Raw genomic sequence first — 21,165 nt, 5'->3', positions numbered from 1 at the left:
CCTGCGCGAGGTGGGGCGTTCGCTTGGGGGCGACTCCGGCGACGGCAAGTTTTGTTTCGTTCCGTCAAAGGGGGTTTGCTGGTGTGGATCTTGTTTTGGGAGTCGCCTGTTGGCGCAGATGAGCCTACTTAGGCCGCTCCCGTGCGCGACCACTTTCCGCCCGATCGAAACGTAGAGCGCTCCCACGCGGTATAGTCCGAGCCGATGCGCCCGTCGGCTCGGTCGTGCCATTTCAAGACCCCCGCTGCTTTTCCAGAGCGGACTTTCGTCTATCGGAAGGAGTCGGGCGGATTCTCCCATAGCCGACAATCTGCTTCCGGCCCCGAAACGATCATTCCGGATGACAGGTTGCGTGAAGCGGTCCGCGTGGTGCTGGGTAGCGCAAGAAGGATGGTTCAGCCGAAGAAGCCTGCATCCTCTTCCCGGAGATACTTCCTGGCTGCTTCGGCGTCGATGTCGAGGCCCAGCCCCGGCGCTTCCAGCAGGTCCACCATGCTGTCCTTCACGATCTGCGACGGCAGGCCGATTACGAGGTCCTCCCACCAGGGGTCGGAGGCGCTCGGGTATTCGAAGGCAATGAAGTTGGCGGGCAGGGTGGCGCAGACATTGATCAGCGCGCCGAGGCCGAGAAGGCCGTTCGCGGTGCCGTGCGGTGCCATCAGGATCGAGTGCATACAGGCGTGCTCGGCGACCCATTTGAGCTCGGCAATGCCGCCAATATCGGCCGGATCGGGGCCGATGACGCGCACCGCCTGCGTTTCGATCAGCTCCTTGAAATTGTGCCGCAGGTATATCTGCTCGCCGGTATGAATTGGCGTCGAGGTGGCGGTGGTCAGCTCCCGATAGGCCTGCGGATTGACCCACGGCACATAGTCGCCGGTCAGCATGTCCTCGAGCCACATCAAATTGTACTTCTCGACCGCGCGAGCGAACTTGATCGCATCGGGCAGCATCCAGCCCGGGCCGCAGTCGAGCGCCAGGCTGACCTTGTCGCCCAGCACTTCCTTCATCGCGATCACGCAGTCGAGCATGTGGTTGAAACCGCGCTCGCTGATGACGCCCTGATCCATGGCACCGTGGTAGCCAGCCTTATTCTGCTTCACGCCGTAATGGAAGTCCTCGATGGTGTCCTTCATGTTGGAGTGGAACGAGATCCCTTGCTTGATCATGAAGAAATTCTGCGGCTGCTCCATCATCCATTTCACGTCAGCGGCGTAATCCTCCGGCCGGTCCCCCGTTCGCTTCTGGCGGATCGAGCCGTTATAGACGCGCACCTTGTCGCGCACCTTGCCGCCGAGCAGTTTGTAGGCCGGCACGCCTGCGGCCTTGCCGGCTATGTCCCACAGCGCATGCTCGATAGCGCTTACCGCAGCGCCATAGGGCTTGAAAGAGCCGCGTTGGCGGATCTTCAGCATCACCCGCTCGACGTCGGTAGGGTCCTCGCCGATCAGCGCCTCACGGAAATGCAGCACCCAGGGCTTGAGATAGGTCTTGGTGAACTCGACTTCGCCAAGGCCATAGAGGCCCTCGTCGGTAACGATGCGGACGATGGGATGTTTGCCGATGACGGCGCAGCGGAGATCGGTGATCTTCATCTTCGGTTCTTTTCGCCTCAGCTCCAGATACGGTCCCAGGAATACTCGTTGTCCCAGTGATCCGTGGGCTGCCAGATGCCGGTGACACCCGGCTGCAGATGCTGCGAGATCACCTCGTCGACGACGTCGTCAATTCCCAGGCCAGGTTTGTCCGGAACAGTGATAAAGCCGTCCTTCACGAGCGGCTTGGGAACGCCGGTGACGATATCGTCCCACCAGTCGACATCGGCAGAGTGGTATTCGAGCGCCATGAAGTTTTCGGTCGCGGTCGCGACATGTGCCGCGGCCATTGCGGCGATTGGACTTTCGGCCATATGGATGGCCATTGCGACGCCGTGGTCCTGGGCCATGTCGCCGATCTTCTTGGTCTCGAGGATGCCCCCGCTGGTGAGCAGGTCCGGGTGGATAATGGAGAGGCCGCCGCTCTTGAGCAGAGGCTCGAAGCCTTCCTTAAGGTAGATGTCCTCGCCGGTGCAGATCGGCACCGTAGTGGCGGCCTGCAGTTGCCGGAACTGCTCGGTGTACTGCCATGGGATCACATCCTCGAGCCAGGCCGGCACGTATTTTTCAATCCGCCTGGCGAGCCGAATGCCGTTCTGCAGCGAGATGTGGCCGACATGGTCAATGGCGAGCGGAATATCCATGCCGATAACATCGCGAACCTCGGCAATGTACTGTTCAAGCAGGTCGAGGCCCTTGTCGGAAAAGTGGAGGCCGGTAAACGGATGGGGGACGTTATGCAAATCGTAAGCGGCATTGCGGGCGCGCCGCTCCTCCATGGTCTTGACCAGGCCGCGGCCGGGATGGATGCGGTACCCTTCAAGTGAACCGGCAGGGGAGACGACCGCACCGGGTACATCCGCGATCTGCATCAGCCCCAGATCCATCTTGAGGAAGGTGAAGCCGAGCGCCATGCGCTGCTTGAGGCGCTTGCCGGTCTCGGTGCCGCTCGGCACGGTAGCGTCGGTGTCGCAATAGACGCGCACCTTCTCCCGAAACCGGCCGCCGAGCATCTGGTAGATGGGAACGCCATAGGCCTTGCCGGCGAGATCCCACAACGCGATCTCGATCGCCGAGACGCCGCCGCCTTGCCGGCCGTGGCCACCGAACTGCTTGATCCGGCGAAACAGGCGGTCGATGTCGCAAGGGTTCTCGCCAAGCAGCCGGCTCTTCAGCATCAGCGCGTAGGTGGCACTGGCGCCGTCGCGCACCTCGCCAAGCCCGACGATGCCCTGGTTGGTGTAAATCTTGAGCAGGGTTGAGGTGAACGGCGCGCCGACGATTTCGGCTACCCGCATGTCGGTGATGCGAAGCTGGGATGGCTTGGAGTTCGCGTTCACCCGATTGAGCGCTTCGTCGGCGCCACCTGTCTTTGCCATGACTTATCCTCGTTTTCGGCTTGTCGTCCCGCAGCCTGGGCCGGCACAGCGTGTTGCTAGCCCAGCTCAATCTCGTGGGCCTGCAGGTAGTCGCGGTCCATCTCAATACCGAGACCAGGCTTCGACGACAGCTTGAGGCTGCCGTTCGAAATGTCGAGTGGTCTGTCGATCAGGTGATCGTATTTGCCCAGGTTCCACTCCGATGTTTCAAGTTTGTAGAAGTTGGGAACGGTCATCATCACCTGCGCTCCCGCAACCACGTTGATTGGTCCCGCGGCGTCATGTGGCGAGACCGGGACGTAGTAGGCTTCGCACAGCGCAGAAATCTTCTTGAGTTCGGTAATGCCGCCGGTCCAGGTAACGTCGGGCATGATGTAGTCGGCGAGCCTGTTCTCGAGTACCGGCACGAAATCCCACTTCGTGTGGCCGCGCTCGCCCCACGAGATGGCGGTATTGACCTTCTCACGCACCTGCTTGAGGGCGTTAAGGCTCTCGGGCGGGCAGGGCTCCTCAAACCAGTCGATCTGGCCGGCCTCCTCGAGGCTCCGACAGAGGCGAATGGCGGTGGGGACGTCGAAGCGGCCGTGCGCATCGATGAGAATGTCGACATCGGGTCCTGCCGTTTCGCGGATCAGAGCCGTGAGTTCGGCGGCTTCGCGCTCGTCCTTGCGGGTCATGCTGCCATCGAGGTAGCCGTCTCGCTGTTCGCGGGGCAGGCCATCGGCGCTGCGGCCCTGGTGGGGGTAGGGATCGAACTTGAGCGCAGTGTGTCCGGACGCGACAATGTCTAGAATTTCGCGGACCACAGCCTCCTTGCTGGTGAATTTGGCCTGGTTGGGATGGGTGTAGAGCGCGATTTCATCGCGTACCGGCCCGCCAAGCAGCTCGTAAATCGGCTTGCCGAGGACTTTGCCCCGGATGTCCCAGAGGGCAATATCGATGGCGCTCACGCATTCGACGGCGGCGCCGCGGCTTCCCATGTAGGTGAAGCTGCGGAAGATCTTGTGCCAGAGATGCTCGATACGCGCCGGATCCTCGCCTGTCACGGCGACGCCGATCTGCCGCAGGATCGTGCAGAGAGCGCGGTTGGCGAGCCTTGTCGTGGTGGTGATCTCTCCCCAGCCACTCACTCCCTCGTCGGTCGTCACTTCGACGAACAGGAACTCTCCCCAGTAGGAAGCATCGGACTTGATCAGCCACGGCCGAATGCTCGTGATTTTCATCTCAACTACCTTTGCCTGAAAATGGTCAGCTAACGATGTTCTGGACTGGACATTCTATCCGGCCCGAGCGGCGTTGCGCGCTCGCATCTGTTCGAGAATATGCCGGCCCGAACCCTCGACATGGCGGGAAACGAGTTCGGCCGCCTTGTCGGCCTCTCCCGCCTTCACAAGCGCGATGAGTTCGCGGTGCTCGCGCATGATCGCGGCACGTCGCGCCAGCGTGAAATTGAAACGACGGCTCACGGCTCGCAGCACTTCGCGATGCTTCCACCAAAGCTCGGCTGCGTGGCGGTTGTAGTGCCGCTGGTACATCACGGTGTGGAAAGCGGTATCCAGCTCACTATGCCTGAATGTGTCGGCGAAATTGTTCTCTTCGATCAGGCCTTGGAGACGTTCGAGTTCGGCGATGTCCTCGCCGGTCGCCATATTTACAAACCATCGTGTCAGGGCTGGCTCGATCAGAACACCGATCTCGTAGATATCTCGGACAAAATCTTGATCAATGGGTCGGACGCGCGCCCCGCGGTTGGCGACAAAGGTGACAAACCCTTCGCCGCGCAACAACTGCAGGGCCTCGCGCACAGGATTGGTCGAAGTGCCGTGACGCCGGGCGAGATCGGTGACGACAAGCCGTTCGTTGGCGGCGAGCCGTCCCTCGATGATATCTTCCCTGATCAATTCATAAAGCGAGGCGCCCTCGCTGGAGGCCCCGATGGGATCGGTCCCCACCGGTGGCATCGCTTTGAAATCGCTTATTTCGGCCAAGGCCGGCTCCCCAATTTAATACATACTTTGCCCGATATCACACACGGCTTTCGCAAACAATGTACGATTCTGCGCGTTGACAGGCAATCCATGATCTGAAAACGTACCAAGCGATCGGGAGGATACACTGAGCTGAAAGAAGCATCCTCGCGATCGAAACGAGCAAGGACCGCTTTAGGGCGGCATGGGAGAACCAGGGAGGATACCTATGACGAGAATTGCGCTCGGCAGTGCCGTCCTGCGCGGCACTGTCGCCACTGCTTTGATGGCATCCCTGACGTCTACATCGGCGCTGGGTGCACCGCCGGTCGACCTGAGCAAGTGGTCGCCGGAATATGTGCGCTCGATTGCGGGCACACAGGACTTTGACACGGCGGCCGATTGCGCCAAGGTCACCCCGCTCGACTACAAGGGGCGACTGACTTTCTGGTATCAGGGCGTGTTCGAAGGCGACCCCGACCTCCTGCGCCAATACTACAAGGAATTCTTCGAGACCTTCCGCAAGACATATCCGAACATCCAGCTCGAGGAACAAGCCCTCACCTATAACGACCTTCTCGACAAGTTCCGCACCGCGCTCCTGGGCAATGCCGCGCCGATGGCGGTCCGCCTGCAAATCCTGGGTGGTACCGAGTTCGCCTCAAAGGGCTATCTGCAGCCGCTCAAGCCAGAGGATGTGGGGTATTCGACCGAGGATTTCTGGCCCGGCGCCATGAAGGCCGTGACCTGGGAGGGCGTGACCTACGGCATTCCGACCAACAATGAGACGATGGCGTTCATCTGGAACGCCGACATCTTCAAGCGTGCGGGCCTCGATCCAGACAAGGCTCCGGCAACCTGGGACGATGTCGTCAAATATTCCAAGCAGATCCACGACAAGCTTGGCATTGCCGGCTACGGCCTCGTGGCTCGCAAGAATGCCGGCAATACGCCGTACCGCTTCATGCCACAGCTGTGGGCCTATGGCGGAGGCGTCTTCGACGAAGCGACGGCAAACCCGACCTATGAGCAGGTCCAGCTCGATAGCCCGCAGAGCAAGGCAGCGCTGCAAGCCTCGTACGATATGTATGTTCGCGACAAGTCGGTTCCGGTTTCGGCACTCACCAACCAGCAGGCCGATAACCAGCCCCTGTTCGTCGCCGGCCAGCTCGGCATGATGATCTCGCACCCGTCCGATTACAACGTCATGCTCGACCTGCAGAAAAAGGCGACGGGCACCGACAAGGACAAGGCGCAGACGGTCATCGACAACATGCGCTACGGCCTGATCCCGACTGGTCCCGACGGCAAGCGCGCCGTCGTGTTCGGCGGCTCGAACATTCACATCCTGAAACCCGAATATGTCGAGGGCGGCAAGGTAGACGAGCCGGCTGCGAAAGCTATCATCTGCATGTGGACGAGCCCTGAATGGTCGCTGAAGATGGCCTACGCCGGATCAAACCCGGGCAACCTCAACGGCTTCAAGACCAAGTGGATGAAGGAACGTCTGGACAACATCAAGTTCCTCGACGTCACCACCTCGATGCTGCCATACGGCATCCCGTTCCCAGCTCTGCCGCAGGCCCCCGAGATCATGAACATCATCATCCCGGACATGCTGCAGAATGCCCTGACCGGAGCGATGACCGTCGACGAGGCAGCGGACGACGCGGCCAAGAAGGTAAAAGACCTGATGGGCGGACTCTAGTCCAGGCCGGACCTACGACTGACGGCTGCGCCGCTGGCGCAGCCGCCTCGTCCGAAGAAAAAGGGCACGCCACAAGTGACGATCGTGACCGGCAAGGCCGAGGCTCGCCGAAGATTGCAACCCGGTTGGTCCGGCGCGCTGCGGAAGATCTGGGAGCATCGCGCGGACTACGCGTACGTGCTCCCAGCGATCGCCGTGATGCTCATCGTCATCGCCTATCCGATCTACTACACGGTCGAGCTGTCGTTCTTTAAGACACCGCCTGGCCTGCAACTCCGCGACAAGACCTTCATCGGCTTCGACAACTACACGACCATCCTTACCAGTCAGGTGTTCTGGAAAGTCACCTGGAACACACTGATCTGGACTCTGGGGTCAACTTTCATCTCCTTTGTCCTGGGGTTTGCCACAGCGCTGGCGCTCCACCGCGACTTCATCGGCCGTGGTGTCCTGCGCGCCGTCCTGATCATCCCTTGGGTCATCAGCGCCGTCGCCGCCTCCTACATCTGGAAGTGGATCTACCATTCGGACTTCGGGATCATCGGCGCGGTGCTGGTCGGCCTCGGATTGGCCGCCCAGCCGCCGAATTTCATCGACAATGTCAGCACGGTGCTGCCCTCCCTGATCGTCGTCAATATCTGGCGCGAGTTTCCGTTTGCCATGATCATGATGATGGCCGGCCTGCAGACAGTCCCCGACCAATTGCTACGCGCCGCAAAAGTCGATGGTGCCAATGCATGGCAGCGCTTTTGGCACGTCACCTTCCCGCACTTGCGCAACGTCTCGGTGGTGACGATGCTGCTGCTCGCGGTAGCCAACTTCAATTCCTTCATCATCCCCTGGATCATGACCGGCGGCGGGCCGTCGAATGCATCGCATATCTGGATAACCCACATTTATGAGCTCGCCTTCGGACGGCAACGCTGGGGCGTGGCATCGGCTTATTCGGTGCTCCTGTTCCTCACGCTGATGACGCTGGGCTACTTCTACGTCCGTGCGTTAAGCGGCAACGAGCGGAAAGAGGGGAGCGCATGAGCACGATTGCCGAGACAGCCCCTCGAGCCCAGACCCGTCGCCGCATGCGCGTCGACGGATGGCGGTGGGCCGGGCGCATATTCCTCGTGTTCATGCTGCTTTATACCGCGTTGCCGATGATCTGGATGCTGATCACCTCGATCAAGTCCGGATTCGCGGCGACGCAATTCCCGCCGCAATGGTGGCCGGACGAACCTACCCTCGCCAGCTATCAGAAACTGCTCGATCCGCAGAACAGCGTCGGCCAGGACTTCCTCCGCTTCTTCTGGAACAGCCTTTTCGTGTCGACCGTCACGACAATCCTTTCGGTGATCGTGGCTGTCCCAGCGGCCTACGCGTTTTCGCGCTTCAGTTTCCCCGGCCGGAATTTCCTGTTCTTTGCCGTGCTGCTGCGCAATATGTTCCCGGCGGTGATCTTTCTCGTGCCACTCTTCATCCTGATGCGCGCCATCGGTCTGATAAACACGCATGGCTCACTGATACTCACCTATCTCACCTTTGGCCTGCCGCTGGCGATCTGGCTGCTCAAGGGCTTTTACGACAATATCCCGGTGCAGCTTGAGCAGGCGGCGCGCATCGACGGCGCAACACGGTTCCAGGCCTTCATCATGATCGTGATGCCGCTCTCGACGCCGGGGATCATCGCCACCGCAATCTATTCCTTCATCGGCGCGTGGAACGAGTACATCTACGCCTACACCTTCCTCTCCAAGAACGAGCAGTTGACCCTGCCGGTCGGCATCCAACGCTTCTTCTCGGAAAATACGACGGACTTTCCGGGCCTGATGGCGGCCAGCTTCATGATGAGTGTACCCGTCGTGGTGCTGTTCCTGGTCCTGCAACGATACTTCGTACGCGCCCTTACAGAAGGCGCGGTCAAGCACTAGGGAGTTGCCGATGGCCCACGTGGTCCTCCAAGATCTCGTCAAGAGCTATGGCAGCTTCAAAGCTGTCAACCACGTCTCGCTGACGGTCAATGACGGCGAGTTCGTTGCGCTCGTCGGGCCTTCAGGCTGCGGCAAGACAACCACGCTCAATCTCGTCGCTGGGCTGACCCCGATCACATCGGGCGACATCATCATCGGCGAGCGCGTGGTCAACGACCTCGACCCCAAGGACCGGGACATCGCAATGGTGTTCCAGAACTACGCGCTCTACCCGCAGAAATCGGTCTACAAGAACCTGGCGTTCCCGCTTCAGATGCGCAAACTCCCCAGGGACGAGATCGACAAGAAGGTCAAGGAAGCGGCGCGAGTGCTCGACATGACGCATCTGCTCGAGCGCAAGCCGCGCGAACTTTCGGGCGGGCAGCAGCAGCGCGTGGCCCTTGGCCGTGCCCTCGTTCGCGACCCCGCCGTGTTCCTCATGGACGAGCCACTGTCCAACCTCGATGCCAAACTGCGCGTGCAGATGCGGTCGGAGATCAAGCGTTTCCACCAGGACCTCAAGGCGACGATCATCTATGTGACGCACGACCAGCTCGAAGCCGTGACCATGGCTGACAAGATGGCGGTGATGAATGGCGGCTACCTGCAGCAATACGATTCACCGGCGCAGGTCTTTGCCCATCCGGTGAACATGTTCGTGGCCAGCTTCATCGGCAGCCCGGCGATGAGCCTTATTCCGTTAGAGGCCTCGACGGCAAACGGCAACACGGTGTTGACCGGCGCCGAGGGCTGGCGCCTTGAGCTCTCACCGCGCAATGCCCAGAAGGTGGCGAAAGCGACGACCAGGAAAGTCGTGCTCGGCGCACGTCACTCGACGATCAAGCTCCACAAGAGTGCGGTGCCAGGCAGCGTCCCGGCCAAGGCCTATACGGTGGAGCCGACCGGCGACGTCACCTTCGTTCAGGCGTTCTTGTCCGGCGCCATCGTCAACGTCAGCGTGCCGCCGAACATTGCCGTCGCGCCCGACGAGCAGATCTGGCTCGAGTTCGACCAGGAGCGGATGCATCTGTTCGATGGCGAAACTGAAATGGCCCTCAAGGCCAACTGAGATAGGGCGAATGCGCGTGAAACGTGGGCGTGGATGACTGAGAAGCTTAAGATCACCGCGATCAAGCCCTATCCGGTGTGGGTAGGAACGCGCAACCAGATGCTCGTCAAGCTCGAGACCGACCAGGGCATCTTCGGCTGGGGCGAGAGCGGCTTGAGCGGTCGCGAGAGGGCCGTGGCCGGCGCGGTCGAGCACTATCGCGAGTTTCTCATCGGCCGCCACCCGATGCAGATCGGGCGGATCTGGCAGGAGATTTACCGCAGCCAGTACTTCGAAGGCGGGCGAGTCCTTCAGGCGGCGATTTCCGCCATCGACATCGCCCTTCACGACATCAAGGGCAAGGCGCTGGGCGTGCCGGTCTACGAGCTGCTGGGCGGCAAGCAGCGCGACCGCATTCCCACCTTTGCCTCGACCGGCGACGAGGCCGAGGGCGACGTTGCCATCGAACGGGCCCGCGAACTTCGCGCGCAGGGGTGGCAGGCGATCCGCTTCTTCCCCTTCGGGCAAAACAGCAAGGACATCTTCGAGCCGCGCGAGTCCATCGGCGCTACCGCGAGTATGCTGAACAAGGCGCGCGAGGCGCTGGGCGACGACGTGGTCCTCGGCCTCGACTATCATCATCGGCTGTCGGTGGCAGAGGCCGCGAGCTTCTGCAACAAGCTCGGTCGCGGCGTGCTTGATTTCCTCGAGGAGCCGATACGGGCCGAAACGCCGGAGGCCTATGAATCGCTGCGCACGATGACCGAAATCCCCTTTGCCATAGGCGAGGAATTTGCCAGCAAGTGGCAGTTCCTGCCCTACATCGAGCGCGGCATCCATCAGTTCAACCGGATCGATGTTTGCAATGTCGGCGGGCTCACCGAGGCGATGAAAATCGCTGGCTGGAGCGAGGCGCATTATGTGGACCTGATGCCGCACAATCCCCTTGGTCCAGTGTGCACGGCCGCGACCGTGCATCTCGCTGCCGCGGTACCCAACTTCGCGTGGCTCGAGACCAGGGCACCCGAAACAAAGCTGGGCTTCGACAATTCCGACTTCTTCCCCGTGCAACCACGGCTCGACGGGACCGATTACCCGGTTGGCGATCTGCCGGGGCTCGGCGTCGAGGTCAACGAAGTTGCGGTCCAGGCGCAGAGTTTGCGTTTCTGGGAAGCGCCTCACCTTAAGCGCCGCGACGGTTCTGTTACGAACTGGTAGTTCCATTCAATCGGAGTCCACAATGACGCATACTTCCGACATCATGCGGCCGCCTAAAGACCTGATCGACGCGCTAAGGGAGATCGGCGCCGCGACGGTAGCCGGCACGCTTGGCCACATGGGCTTCCGCAATCCGCACATGGTTGGTCCGGTGGCGCAAAACCACGGGAAGTCGATCGTCGGGCCGGCGTTGACGCTGCAGTTCCTGCCGCAGCGGCCTGACCTCTTCACCGAAGGAGAATATGCCGATCCGGAGACGCAGCTGCACCGGCACGTGCTCTATCACGCGCAGGAGGGCGATGTGGTCGTGGTCGACGCGCGCGGCGATATGAGCTCGGGCGTCTTCGGCGATATGATGTCGACGTATTTCAAGGGCAGGGGCGGGGCGGGTATCGTCATCGACGGGTGCATGCGCGACCGGCCCAATGTCGAAAAGCTCGACCTGCCCCTATGGCTGCGCGGCTGGACGCCAAACTATCATGTGCAAACCAGCATCTATCCCAATGCCGTCAACGTTCCGATTGCCTGCGGCGGTGTCACGGTGATCCCCGGCGATATCATTGTCGCCGACGACGACGGGGTGGTGGTGCTTCCCGTCGTGATGGCCCCGAAGGTGATCGAAGAATCACAAAAGCATCATTATTGGGAGGAATTCTCACGAGTGAAGCTCATGGAGGGCGGCCCGTTGCAACGTTACTATCCGCTGCATGACGATGCCCGCGGGGAGTACGAGGAGTGGCGCAAAACAAATCGCCTGGAGAACCCGAGTTAGTCAGCGGGCCTTGGCGATCAGTTCTGTAAGGCAATCAGCAGCGTCCGTCCCTGGCACGCCAAGATCTCTGACACTGTCCATATGGTTGCGGTTCGTGAGCACAAGCGATGTTACCAACGATCCCTGCCGCAGCAAGCCCGCTATGAATCGATCGGCTTGCTGATGGAAGGGTGGCGTCTCATTGGCTCCGACCAGAACCGCCGCCCTGGCTTGAGGATCATGCCGACAGGCGAGCGGCGTAAACATGGCGATTTCCTCGTCGGTGATTCCAATCTCGTCGGCGAGAAAGGAATCCTGGAGCGGCTTCAAATCGTAGAGCCCGCTCAACAGAAGGGCTGCCCTTACATTCGAGGGGGTGTGCGCCCCATCGAACAGGAACGTTGCAAGATGGGCTCCAGCCGAATGACCACTGACGGTCAGGGCCGCCGGGCTTCCGCCATGATCGGCGATGTTGGCCAGGACCCACTGCTTGGCCCGGCGCACCTGGTCGACGATCCTCGCCATTCGGACCTTGGGCATCAGAGCATAATCAAGGATGACGGCAATGGCTCCGGCCTGGGTAATCGTCGTCGCCATATATGAATAGTCGCGCTTGGAGAACATTCTCCAGTAGCCGCCATGGACAAAGATGTGCACCGGAAGCGCCGTTCTTTTGCCCGCGGGAAAGAACAGGTCCATGGTCTCGGTCGGATCCGGTCCGTAGGCCACGTCAGCGGTCATCGCAATGGTGGCGCGGGCGACCTCGCTGCGATCAATGAAGTCCTGCACGATTTCGTCAAAATCCGCGACGTGGTCGCGGATGCGAAAGGGATCGCCTTGCATTCTTCTGCTCACATGCTGATGGCGAGGTATTTCGCCTCCATGAATTCCGCAATGCCGTGATGCTGCCCTCCCTCGCGGCCGAGCCCGCTCTGCTTGACGCCGCCGAAGGGGGCTGCCGGATCGGACATCAGCCCGCGGTTGAGAGCAATCATCCCGGCCTCGATCCGGGAGGCCACCCGCATGCCGCGCGCCAGATCGCGCGTGTAGATGTAGGCAGCAAGCCCATATTCGGTGTCATTGGCGCGCGCGATGACCTCGGCCTCCGTTTCGAAGCTGGAGATTGGCGCCACCGGCCCGAATATCTCCTCATGCGCCATCTTTGCGTCGCCCGGCACGTCGCGAAGCACTGTCGGAGGGTAGAAGAAACCACGTCCGGACAGGACTGAGCCGCCGCACAAGACCCGCGCGCCGCGTGTGACCGCGTCGACGACAAGGCGGTCTATCTTCTCGACCGCCTTTTTCGTGATCATGGGCCCGCATTCCGTGTCCGGGTCGGTGCCGGCGCCGACCTTGAGCGAAGACATCCGCTTCTCGAGGCCCTCGGAGAAGGCTTCGTAGATGCCAGATTGGACGTAGAGGCGGTTTGCGGCCGTGCAGGCCTCGCCGGCGTTGCGCATCTTGGCCACCATTGCGCCATCGAGCGCCGCTTCGAGATCGGCGTCGTCGAATACAATGAACGGTGCGTTGCCGCCGAGTTCCATGGAACACGAGATCACATGCCTGGCAGCCTCTGCCAGCAGAGCGCGACCCACACCCGTCGAACCGGTGAAGGAGAGTTTGCGCACCCGCGGATCGGCCAGCATGGCGGCTGTCAAAGACCCGGGACTGGAGGTTGTCAGGACGTTGACCACCCCTGGTGGAACGCCCGCGTCCTGGTAGAGCGCGGCCAGCGCGTAGGCGGTAAGCGGGGTCTCACTGGCCGGCTTCAGGATCACCGTGCATCCAGCGGCAAGTGCCGGCGCGATCTTGCGCGTCGCCATCGCGGCAGGAAAATTCCAGGGCGTGATCAGGATGCATATGCCGATCGGTTCGTAGTCGACCACAATGCGATTGGTGCCGGAAGGCGCAGTACCGAATTCACCGGTAATGCGAACCGCCTCCTCGGCATTCCAACGGAAAAATTCCGCGGCATAAGCGATCTCGCCGCGGGCATCCCGCAGGGCCTTGCCGTTTTCCAGTGCGATGAGAGTAGCCAGTGCCTCCGATCGTTCCGTCATCAGCTCAAAGCAGCGTCTGAGGATCTCGGAACGCTTTCGCGGCGACGTTGTCCGCCAGCCATGGGCTGCTTTGGCAGCGGCGTCAACGGCGGCGGCCGCGTCCTCCAAGGTCGCATCGGGTACGGCAGCGATGATGGCTTCCGTCGACGGATCAATGACCGGAATTACCCTGCCATCCGCGGACTGCCGCCATTGGCCGCCAATATACAGCCGGTGCGAAATTGTGTGGAAGTCGCTGACGCCCTGATCATCCGACAGAACCTGTGAAAACGTGTTCATCTCGATATTCCCGATTGTTTACATGACGCAGCTGGCGAGGTCGCCATCAAAGGCGGCCTGGACCAGACGTCGCATGGACCTCAAATCGAATGGCCGCGGATTGTTCTTGATGAGGCGCTCGATACCGATCGCCTGTTCCGCCGTCCAATCGAGCTTGTCGGCAGGCAGCCCCAGCTCGGCCAACGTGGGGATGATCCCGATTGCCCCAAACAGCCGAGTGACCTCGCCAATGGTCGCGTCGGCCAACTCTTCGGGCGTCCGGCCTTTTCCATCGAGGCAGAGCGCGCTGGCGATCTCGGCCATCTCGGTCGCTGCGGCTGTTCTGTTGTACTTCATGACGTATGGCAGCATGGTGGCGACACCCAATCCGTGAGGGGTGTGGGTGATCGCGCCAACCGGATATTGCACGGCGTGCGCTGCCGCCGTGCCGGCCGTTCCGAACGCGCAGCCGGCTGCAAGTGCACCCATCATGACGTCGGCCCGGGCGTCCTCGTCGGAGGGCCGGCGGTATGCCATTTCAAGGCTTCGGCCAAGCAGCTTGATCGCCAGCAGGGCGAAATGATCGGTCAAAGCGGTTTTGCCGATAAAGACATGGTTCTGCGGAAGGCCGGGATCGGTCCCACGCCTGGCGGCGGTGAAGGCCTCGATTGCATGCGTCAGCGCATCGGCGCCTGCCATTGCCGTCAATCCCGGCGGGCATGTCATCGTCAGCTCAGGGTCGCAGATAGCCGCGGCCGCGATCAGATACGGGCTGGAGATGCCGACCTTCAGCGTGCGATCCGGATCGGAGATCACGGCAACCGGGGTAACTTCAGAGCCGGTGCCGGCTGTCGTCGGCACCGCGATCAGCGGCAGCGTCGGGCCGGGCACCTTGAACTCGCCGTAGTAATCCTGGAGCTGACCGCCGTGACTGATGAGCAACGCGGCGCATTTCGCCATGTCGAGACAGCTGCCGCCGCCAATGCCGATCACCACGTCGGGCGCGAACTTCCGTGCTTCCTCGACGCAGACGGCAACGGTGTCCCGAGGAACGTCGGGCAGCACACGATCATGCACCAGTACGTCTATCGAGGCGGCTCGCAGCCCCGTGACAATCTCTGCGAACGGGCCCGTTGCGGCAAAACGTTCATCGGTGCAGACGAGTGCGCGACGCCCGAGCCTCGCCGCGACAACCGGAATGACGTGGCGTTGGCCCGTCCCGAAGAGGATTTCGCGCGGCAGCCTTAGGGCAGCGAAAAGGCTCATGACCTGCATCCTGTGATGATGAGTGGATTGGAATGCGAGATGGCGTTCAACTCGGCCCAAAGGCCGGGTTCGATGTAAAACGCGTCTCGCAACGCGGTTGCGTATCGACGTGCCGAACCATCGCCCGCAACGCTGGCGGTCCGTTCAGCAGGTGAGGAAGCACGGGCTGCCAGGGCGGCACGCTGTTCCAGCAGGGCCACTGCAAATTCGATTGCTTTGTCTCCTAGCTGCGCCAAATGGTATCCTCTATAAAATCGTATAGGATATAGGATTGCATTGGCCAGAGCATCGTGTTAGCAACCCAATGTGTCAAGAGGCAAAACATGCAGGCCATGAACTTACCCAGTCTAGACGAAGCGAACCTCGCCGGCGGGCGTATCCAGCGCTCCAGCAGCCTGGTTGAGGACGTCTACGAAGCGATTTTTGCGCAACTCATGTCCCTGAAGATTGCGCCGGGCTCGCGCATCACCGTCGACAGCCTGGTCAAGGAATTCAACGTATCCCACACGCCGATCCGCGAGGCGCTCGGCCGGCTCGAAGGCGAAGGCCTGGTGCTGAAGACGCATCTGATCGGTTACCGCGCTGCGCCGCAGATTACGAAACGACGGTTCGATGAACTCTACGAGCTTCGCCTGCTGCTCGAGCCTCATGGTGCAGCCAAGGCAGCGGTGCTCATGGACGAGGTAAAGCTCGCACAGCTTCAGACATCGGCCGGCGTCATGGCGCGCCGTGAGGGCAAGGACGAGCGCCTGCGGTATTCCAACTTCGCCCGCCAGGATGCCATTTTCCATGACAAGGTCATGGAATTCGCCAACAACGAACTCGTGCGCGAGACACTGGCGCACCAGCATACCCACTTCCACATATTCCGCCTGATGTTCCATTCGCGCGTCACCGAGGAGGCGCTTGACGAGCATGAGGCCATCCTGGCCGCTTTCGCTGCGGCCGACCCTGCCGCTGCCGAGCAGGCGATGCGTCGCCATATCGAGCATTCCCGCGACCGTTTGTTGTTGGCGTTCGACTGAGACTGTCCCGATGTCCCCGTACCCGCCGTTGACGGTCATCACGCAGGCCAGTGCCAACGAAGACTACTTCCCCGATTCACCCTTCTAGAAACTCAAACCTACCAGGCGAGTACAGGTCTCGCCCGGCCGTTGTCACAGGAAAGGAAGTACCATGCCAGGCAAAAAGATCCTGATGCTGACCGGTGAATTCACCGAGGAATACGAAATCTTCGTCTACCAGCAGGCGATGGAAGCGGTGGGCCACACCGTCCACGTCGTGTGCCCAGACAAAAGCGCCGGAGACCTGATCAAAACATCGCTGCACGATTTCGAGGGCGATCAAACCTACACCGAAAAGCTCGGCCACTATGCGCTGATCAACAAGACCTTCTCCGACGCTGAGAAGCAGCTGGAGCAATACCACGCCGTTTACTGCGCGGGCGGTCGTGGCCCCGAATACATCCGCACCGACAAGCGCGTGCAGGCGATGGTGCGCCACTTCCACGAAACCAAGAAGCCGATTTTCACGATCTGCCACGGCGTGCAGATCCTGATTGCGGTAGACGGGGTCGTGCGTGGCAAGAAGGTCGGCGCGCTGGCGGCGTGCGAGCCCGAAGTGACGCTTGCGGGCGGCACCTATATCGACCTGTCTCCAACGGAGGCATATGTGGATGGGACGATGGTTTCGGCAAAAGGCTGGACGGCGCTTGCTGCGTTCATCCGCGAATGCCTGAAGGTGCTGGGAACGGAAATCCGCCACGCTTAGACCTTCTTCCGACGCATCTCAAAGGGGTGCGTCGGTTCCCTTTCTGGAAGGGGAACTTGTCACCGCCAGTTCGGCCCGGATCATAAAACGCCTGCATCACGCTGAGTTTGCCTCCCATGGGCGGAGGTCTTTCGTTATGCATTGATGCTCGTTTTCATCAAATCCCGTAAGCGAACGCATAAGTGTTTCCCTCGCTGAAGCCAGATGCGCTCGGCAGGCCACCTCAATCCGTGTGGAGTTGCGGCTCTCAAGCGCATCGATATAGGCAATGTGTTCGTGGATTGCGGCAAGGTTGCGCTGCTTTTCGTCCTGCTTGTTCCACTGATAGTGATAGTGAAAAATGAATGTGATGATGTCGTAGAAATCATCGATGAAGCGGTTCGGTGAGGCCTCGTTTATGAGCCGGTGAAACCGGTTGTCCAGGCCGGAGAAGTCGTGAAAACGGCCTTCAATTCGCTCCAGCAGGTCGGCATGCGCCATCTTGAGCGCGGCGAGTTTCGACCATAGCGGAGAACTGTCCGGCTGCAGTGAAAACAGTTGTGCCGAACGCAGTTCGAACATCACCCGGATCTCGAAGAGCTCAAGTGCAAAGTCTTCGGTGAAACCCTTGAAAAGCCAGCCTGTATTCGGCCTTTTCTCGATCAGTCCAAACCGACTGAAGCGGATCAGGAATTCGCGAATTCCATTGGTCGCAACGCCGAATTGGCGCGCAAGCTCGAGTTCATTGATGCTGGTGCCGGGCCTGGTGTCACCCCGTAGCATCCACTCCATGAATTGCTGTTCGACATGCTTGGCGCGAGGGGTAGTTTCGGCGTCCGGATAGTAATCGTTGTCACTGACCGGGCGGCCCGTCGACCTGAGGCCGTGGCGTTCGGTGACAAGTTCGCGGTGAACCAGTTCCCGCAAAACCTTTCTGACGGTTGTGCGGCTGACGCACATTCGCCGTCTAAGCTCATTTTCGGAAGGAAGTTCACCGGCCAGTTGCCCGTCGCGCAGCATATTTGCAGCTCGATTGAAGGCCTTCTTGTAGACGGTGTCGGTTCTCATCGGATTTTCCTTGGGAATAATACCTTGTCCTTTTTAGCATGAACTTTATCCATAAAAAACAACTTGACCAGCCTCGGTCGGTTGTTTTTTATCGATAAGAAGAGGACCTGAACACGAATTGAGTTTTTGACGACGCGGCTCGCACAAGCCGCGGCGGGGAGGGGAATTTGCCTGAAACGGGAAACACCGGCACGACTGTCGGCGAGGCCGCGTTGCCAGCATCCAGGAAGCCAGAAGCCGTCCCCGGCCTTTCGCTTGGCCTGATGCTGCTGAGCGCTGGTCCGGCCGTCATCCTGGTGCTGCTGATCGCCGTCCTCAGCTTTCTGTCACCCTATTTCCTGACGGGACGCAATCTCAGCAACATCCTCGCCCAGACGGCCGTCATCTCGGTTGTCGCGATGGGCCAGCATCTGGTCATCCTGACACGCGGCATCGATCTCTCCGTCGGCTCGAACCTTGCGCTGGCTTCCGTCGTCGGCGCGCTGAGCTTTCATGCTGGCGCCCCCGCCACCGTTGTGATCGCGGTGATGGTTGGCTGCGGCGCCACGGTCGGCGCCATCAACGGGCTCTTCTACGTCTTCGGCCGACTGCCGCATCCTTTCATCATCACGCTGGCAACATTGAGCATCGCCAAGGGATTGGCGCTGCAACTGGCCGATGGCCGCGCCATCCCTGGCATGCCGGATTCGATCGATGCGCTTGGCCGCGAGGCGGTTTGGGGCCTGCCTGGATCGGTTTTCGTCGTTGCAGGCGTTGCTGCGGTCCTTTCCGTCATGGCCAAAACCATGGTCTGGGGGCGCTGGATTTATGCCGTCGGCGGCCGGCCCGACGCCGCATTGCGCATGGGTATTCCCGTGTCCCGGGTCCTGGTTTCGGTCTATGTCATCTCAGGGCTGTGCGCCGGCATCGGTTCCGTCATCCTTGCCGGCCGCACCGACGCCGGCTCACCGTTGTTCGGCAATCTGCTGGAACTGGATACGATCGCGGCGGTGATCATTGGCGGCGCAAGTTTTCTTGGCGGTCGCGGCCACCTCGGCCATGCCTTGATCGGCGCCATCATGATCGGCGTTATCCGCAACGCGCTCAACCTGCTCAACGTCAATGTCTTTTTCCAGCTCATCGTCATCGGCGGGGTCATCGTGATCGCGGTCGAGTCCGACGTGCTGCGCAATTACCTCGAAGGGCGTGTGCGTGTGCTGCAAGCCGGAAGGCAGTCATGAGCGCCGTTGCGGCCAAAGTCGATCACGCGGTCACGGCGGACAATCCCGTGCTGGCGGTACGCGGTGCTACCAAGCGTTTCGGTTCGGTTCTGGCCCTGGACGATGTCAGCATCGAGGTGCGGCGAGGCGAGATCGTCGGCCTGCTCGGTGACAATGGCGCGGGTAAGTCGACGCTGACCAAATGCATCAGCGGGGTGCACCAACTCGATGCCGGCGCGATCCTTTTGGACGGTGCGCCAACGCAGATACGCTCCCCTGCGGATGCGCGCTTCGCCGGCATCGAGACCGTCTATCAGGATTTGGCGCTGTTCGACAATCTGACGCCGGGACAGAACTTCTTTGCCGGTCGCGAACTGGCTGGCCCGCAATGGCTTCCGCGCGGCCTGCGGTTTCTGCAGCAGCGCCGGATGGACGCCGAGACCCGCGCTCTGTTGGTGAATCTCAAGGTCACGTTGCCGCGGCTGGATGCCGTCGTCGCCATGATGTCGGGTGGACAAAGACAAGCCATTGCCGTGGCCCGCTCGACCGTGTTCGCCCGCAAGGTTGTCATTCTGGATGAGCCGACCGCCGCACTCGGCCTGCGTGAATCACGCCAGGTGCTCAATCTGGTCGCTGCGCTCCGCGACCAGGGCAATGCCGTCATCCTGATCACTCACAACATGGAACACGTCGTCGAGCTCGCCGATCGCGCGGTGGTGCTTCGCCAGGGCCGCAGGGTCGGCGAACTGGTGCCGACCAAGGGCAACAAACAGGAACTGGTTTCCATGATCGTTGGAGCCTGACCCGTTCGAAATTTGGGGACCGTTCCGGTCCGCAAATGCATGAAGCGTCTCCCGCCGTGAGGCGTTTCAATTCCAAGGGAGGAATACAATGCCAATGAACCGAAAATTGTTCGCAGGGCTGGCGATCGCCGTTGCGTTTTCCGTGCCGGCTTCGGCCGCGGACAAGATCAAGGTCGGCCTGATTACGAAATTCCCAGTGCCGTTCTACTCGACCATGGAGGACGCCGCCAAGAAATACGCGGCCGCTCATCCGGAGATCGAACTGGTCACCGGCCAGGGCCAGGCGGCTACCGACATCGAAGGTCAGATCGCACTGATCGAGTCCATGATCACGCAGGGCGTCAAGGGGCTGGCAATCACGCCGGTCGACCCGACGGTCGCGCCGGCGCTCGATAAGGCGGACGCCGCCGGCATCAAGGTGGTTCTCGTCGACAACAGCATTCCCAACTGGAAAGGCCAGACGGCATTGGTCTCGACCAACAACCTCAACGGTGGCAAGATCGCCGGAGAATATCTTAAAACGGTGCTCAAGAGCGGTGACAAGTTCGGTATCTTGCAAGGCGTTCCCGGCGTGCCGGCTCTGGACGACCGGGTCACGGGCATGATGGAGGGATTGGGCGACGTCAAGGTCGATGTCGTCGGCAAGGGCGCAACCAACTGCACGCTGGAACTTGGCACGTCAGTGACCGAAGACATCCTGACCGCCAATCCCGATCTCAAGGCGATCTACTCGGCCTGCGGCCCGCCGATCCCTGGAGCCGTCAAGTCGATCAGCAATTCCGGCATTGCCAACGACAACCTCATAGTGGTCGGCTTTGACGCCTGCTGTGGTGAGATCGAAGCGATCAAGTCGGGGGCGGAGGACGCCAGCGTAGCTCAATTTCCAGCGAAAATGGGTGAGCTTGGCATCGACACTGTCGTCAAGGCCATCCGTGGGGAACCCGTCGAGGCCAATGTGGATACCGGCGCCGGACTGGTGACGCTGCAGAACGTCAAGGACTTCGAGTGATCCACCAGCGGTGGGGGGGGGGGGGGGGCCGGGCGCCCGGCGGGCGGGGCGCGGCCGGTGGAGGGGGGGGGTGGTGGGGTGGGGGCCCCCAGGAAAAACCTGGGGAGTGGGGGGGCCGGCGCGCCG

At 61.0% G+C, this 21,165-nt stretch carries 19 protein-coding genes; 11 read left to right on the top strand and 8 right to left on the bottom strand.

Annotation, left to right across the window (positions count from 1 at the left end; translation table 11 throughout):
- Positions 1–395: 395 nt before the first annotated feature.
- Genes NKI54_RS31115 through NKI54_RS31100 form a run of 4 tightly spaced genes read right to left on the bottom strand, consistent with a single transcriptional unit; the run spans position 396 to position 4,962 of the window.
- On the bottom strand, positions 396–1,595 hold the full coding sequence (locus tag NKI54_RS31115; protein WP_352693459.1) for a mandelate racemase/muconate lactonizing enzyme family protein: 1,200 nt from the start codon (positions 1,593–1,595) through the stop codon (positions 396–398).
- Between the two features lie 17 nt (positions 1,596–1,612).
- Positions 1,613–2,974, bottom strand: a complete 1,362-nt coding sequence (locus NKI54_RS31110) for a mandelate racemase/muconate lactonizing enzyme family protein (RefSeq protein ID WP_352693457.1) — start codon at positions 2,972–2,974, stop codon at positions 1,613–1,615.
- A gap of 56 nt (positions 2,975–3,030) precedes the next feature.
- On the bottom strand, positions 3,031–4,197 hold the full coding sequence (locus NKI54_RS31105) for a mandelate racemase/muconate lactonizing enzyme family protein (protein WP_352693455.1): 1,167 nt from the start codon (positions 4,195–4,197) through the stop codon (positions 3,031–3,033).
- A 54-nt stretch (positions 4,198–4,251) separates the two neighbouring features.
- The gene (locus NKI54_RS31100) at positions 4,252–4,962 is read right to left on the bottom strand and encodes a GntR family transcriptional regulator (protein WP_023679253.1); all 711 of its coding nucleotides are present in this window, start codon (positions 4,960–4,962) and stop codon (positions 4,252–4,254) included.
- A 208-nt stretch (positions 4,963–5,170) separates the two neighbouring features.
- Between NKI54_RS31100 and NKI54_RS31095 the strand changes: the two genes are divergently transcribed.
- The 6 genes from NKI54_RS31095 (at position 5,171) to NKI54_RS31070 (ending at position 11,648) form a co-directional block, all read left to right on the top strand.
- Complete coding sequence (locus NKI54_RS31095) at positions 5,171–6,649, top strand: ABC transporter substrate-binding protein (protein ID WP_352693453.1); 1,479 nt, start codon at positions 5,171–5,173, stop codon at positions 6,647–6,649.
- A gap of 75 nt (positions 6,650–6,724) precedes the next feature.
- Positions 6,725–7,684, top strand: coding sequence for a carbohydrate ABC transporter permease (locus tag NKI54_RS31090; protein ID WP_352449170.1), 960 nt, complete (start codon positions 6,725–6,727; stop codon positions 7,682–7,684).
- Entirely contained in the window at positions 7,681–8,571 is an 891-nt protein-coding gene (locus NKI54_RS31085; RefSeq protein WP_023679256.1) for a carbohydrate ABC transporter permease, read from the top strand. Before NKI54_RS31090 ends, NKI54_RS31085 begins: the two co-directional genes overlap by 4 nt.
- Positions 8,572–8,581: 10 nt before the next feature.
- A complete protein-coding gene (locus NKI54_RS31080; protein WP_352595570.1) occupies positions 8,582–9,679 on the top strand; it encodes an ABC transporter ATP-binding protein in 1,098 nt (365 codons plus the stop codon).
- A gap of 33 nt (positions 9,680–9,712) precedes the next feature.
- The gene (locus NKI54_RS31075; protein ID WP_352693451.1) at positions 9,713–10,876 is read left to right on the top strand and encodes a mandelate racemase/muconate lactonizing enzyme family protein; all 1,164 of its coding nucleotides are present in this window, start codon (positions 9,713–9,715) and stop codon (positions 10,874–10,876) included.
- Positions 10,877–10,898: 22 nt separating this feature from the next.
- On the top strand, positions 10,899–11,648 hold the full coding sequence (locus NKI54_RS31070; protein WP_352693449.1) for a ribonuclease activity regulator RraA: 750 nt from the start codon (positions 10,899–10,901) through the stop codon (positions 11,646–11,648).
- Here NKI54_RS31070 and NKI54_RS31065 read toward each other — a convergent pair whose 3' ends face one another.
- The 3 genes from NKI54_RS31065 to NKI54_RS31055 are packed head-to-tail and all read right to left on the bottom strand — an operon-like array spanning position 11,649 to position 15,211.
- Positions 11,649–12,470: an alpha/beta hydrolase gene (locus NKI54_RS31065; protein WP_352693447.1), complete on the bottom strand. Its 822-nt coding sequence runs from the start codon at positions 12,468–12,470 to the stop codon at positions 11,649–11,651.
- Between the two features lie 8 nt (positions 12,471–12,478).
- Positions 12,479–13,966 carry an NAD-dependent succinate-semialdehyde dehydrogenase gene (locus NKI54_RS31060; RefSeq protein WP_352693445.1) on the bottom strand — a complete coding sequence of 496 codons (1,488 nt, stop codon included), beginning with the start codon at positions 13,964–13,966 and terminating at the stop codon, positions 12,479–12,481.
- An 18-nt stretch (positions 13,967–13,984) separates the two neighbouring features.
- Entirely contained in the window at positions 13,985–15,211 is a 1,227-nt protein-coding gene (locus NKI54_RS31055; protein ID WP_352693443.1) for an iron-containing alcohol dehydrogenase, read from the bottom strand.
- Between the two features lie 323 nt (positions 15,212–15,534).
- On the opposite strand from NKI54_RS31055, the gene NKI54_RS31050 reads away from it, so the two are divergent.
- Together NKI54_RS31050 and NKI54_RS31045 are read left to right on the top strand one after the other, a co-directional pair.
- Positions 15,535–16,236, top strand: coding sequence for a GntR family transcriptional regulator (locus NKI54_RS31050; protein ID WP_352569970.1), 702 nt, complete (start codon positions 15,535–15,537; stop codon positions 16,234–16,236).
- 151 nt (positions 16,237–16,387) lie between these two features.
- Positions 16,388–16,981, top strand: coding sequence for a DJ-1/PfpI family protein (locus tag NKI54_RS31045; RefSeq protein WP_352493019.1), 594 nt, complete (start codon positions 16,388–16,390; stop codon positions 16,979–16,981).
- 96 nt (positions 16,982–17,077) lie between these two features.
- Here the strand turns inward: NKI54_RS31045 and NKI54_RS31040 are convergent, their stop codons facing one another.
- A complete protein-coding gene (locus NKI54_RS31040) occupies positions 17,078–18,028 on the bottom strand; it encodes a GntR family transcriptional regulator (RefSeq protein WP_352693441.1) in 951 nt (316 codons plus the stop codon).
- Between the two features lie 167 nt (positions 18,029–18,195).
- Here NKI54_RS31040 and NKI54_RS31035 point away from each other — a divergent pair, with 167 nt between their 5' ends.
- The 3 genes from NKI54_RS31035 to NKI54_RS31025 all read left to right on the top strand — a co-directional run bounded on the left by NKI54_RS31035 (position 18,196) and on the right by NKI54_RS31025 (position 21,039).
- Positions 18,196–19,248: an ABC transporter permease gene (locus NKI54_RS31035; RefSeq protein WP_352693440.1), complete on the top strand. Its 1,053-nt coding sequence runs from the start codon at positions 18,196–18,198 to the stop codon at positions 19,246–19,248.
- Positions 19,245–20,030 carry an ATP-binding cassette domain-containing protein gene (locus tag NKI54_RS31030; protein ID WP_352693438.1) on the top strand — a complete coding sequence of 262 codons (786 nt, stop codon included), beginning with the start codon at positions 19,245–19,247 and terminating at the stop codon, positions 20,028–20,030. Before NKI54_RS31035 ends, NKI54_RS31030 begins: the two co-directional genes overlap by 4 nt.
- A 94-nt stretch (positions 20,031–20,124) precedes the next feature.
- The gene (locus tag NKI54_RS31025) at positions 20,125–21,039 is read left to right on the top strand and encodes a sugar ABC transporter substrate-binding protein (RefSeq protein WP_352693436.1); all 915 of its coding nucleotides are present in this window, start codon (positions 20,125–20,127) and stop codon (positions 21,037–21,039) included.
- Positions 21,040–21,165 lie beyond the last annotated feature (126 nt).

Source organism: Mesorhizobium sp. M0663 (assembly GCF_040320585.1).
Lineage (GTDB): Bacteria > Pseudomonadota > Alphaproteobacteria > Rhizobiales > Rhizobiaceae > Mesorhizobium.
This window is presented reverse-complemented; position numbering and strand designations above follow the sequence as displayed.

Coding starts and splice junctions, on each gene's coding strand:
- NKI54_RS31030 (WP_352693438.1), top strand. CDS start 19,245: ATGAGCGCCGTTGCGGCCAAAGTCGATCACGCGGTCACGGCGGACAAT.
- NKI54_RS31075 (WP_352693451.1), top strand. CDS start 9,713: ATGACTGAGAAGCTTAAGATCACCGCGATCAAGCCCTATCCGGTGTGG.
- NKI54_RS31065 (WP_352693447.1), bottom strand. CDS start 12,470: ATGCAAGGCGATCCCTTTCGCATCCGCGACCACGTCGCGGATTTTGAC.
- NKI54_RS31050 (WP_352569970.1), top strand. CDS start 15,535: ATGCAGGCCATGAACTTACCCAGTCTAGACGAAGCGAACCTCGCCGGC.
- NKI54_RS31110 (WP_352693457.1), bottom strand. CDS start 2,974: ATGGCAAAGACAGGTGGCGCCGACGAAGCGCTCAATCGGGTGAACGCG.
- NKI54_RS31085 (WP_023679256.1), top strand. CDS start 7,681: ATGAGCACGATTGCCGAGACAGCCCCTCGAGCCCAGACCCGTCGCCGC.
- NKI54_RS31070 (WP_352693449.1), top strand. CDS start 10,899: ATGACGCATACTTCCGACATCATGCGGCCGCCTAAAGACCTGATCGAC.
- NKI54_RS31025 (WP_352693436.1), top strand. CDS start 20,125: ATGAACCGAAAATTGTTCGCAGGGCTGGCGATCGCCGTTGCGTTTTCC.
- NKI54_RS31055 (WP_352693443.1), bottom strand. CDS start 15,211: ATGAGCCTTTTCGCTGCCCTAAGGCTGCCGCGCGAAATCCTCTTCGGG.
- NKI54_RS31060 (WP_352693445.1), bottom strand. CDS start 13,966: ATGAACACGTTTTCACAGGTTCTGTCGGATGATCAGGGCGTCAGCGAC.
- NKI54_RS31040 (WP_352693441.1), bottom strand. CDS start 18,028: ATGAGAACCGACACCGTCTACAAGAAGGCCTTCAATCGAGCTGCAAAT.
- NKI54_RS31045 (WP_352493019.1), top strand. CDS start 16,388: ATGCCAGGCAAAAAGATCCTGATGCTGACCGGTGAATTCACCGAGGAA.
- NKI54_RS31095 (WP_352693453.1), top strand. CDS start 5,171: ATGACGAGAATTGCGCTCGGCAGTGCCGTCCTGCGCGGCACTGTCGCC.
- NKI54_RS31105 (WP_352693455.1), bottom strand. CDS start 4,197: ATGAAAATCACGAGCATTCGGCCGTGGCTGATCAAGTCCGATGCTTCC.
- NKI54_RS31115 (WP_352693459.1), bottom strand. CDS start 1,595: ATGAAGATCACCGATCTCCGCTGCGCCGTCATCGGCAAACATCCCATC.
- NKI54_RS31080 (WP_352595570.1), top strand. CDS start 8,582: ATGGCCCACGTGGTCCTCCAAGATCTCGTCAAGAGCTATGGCAGCTTC.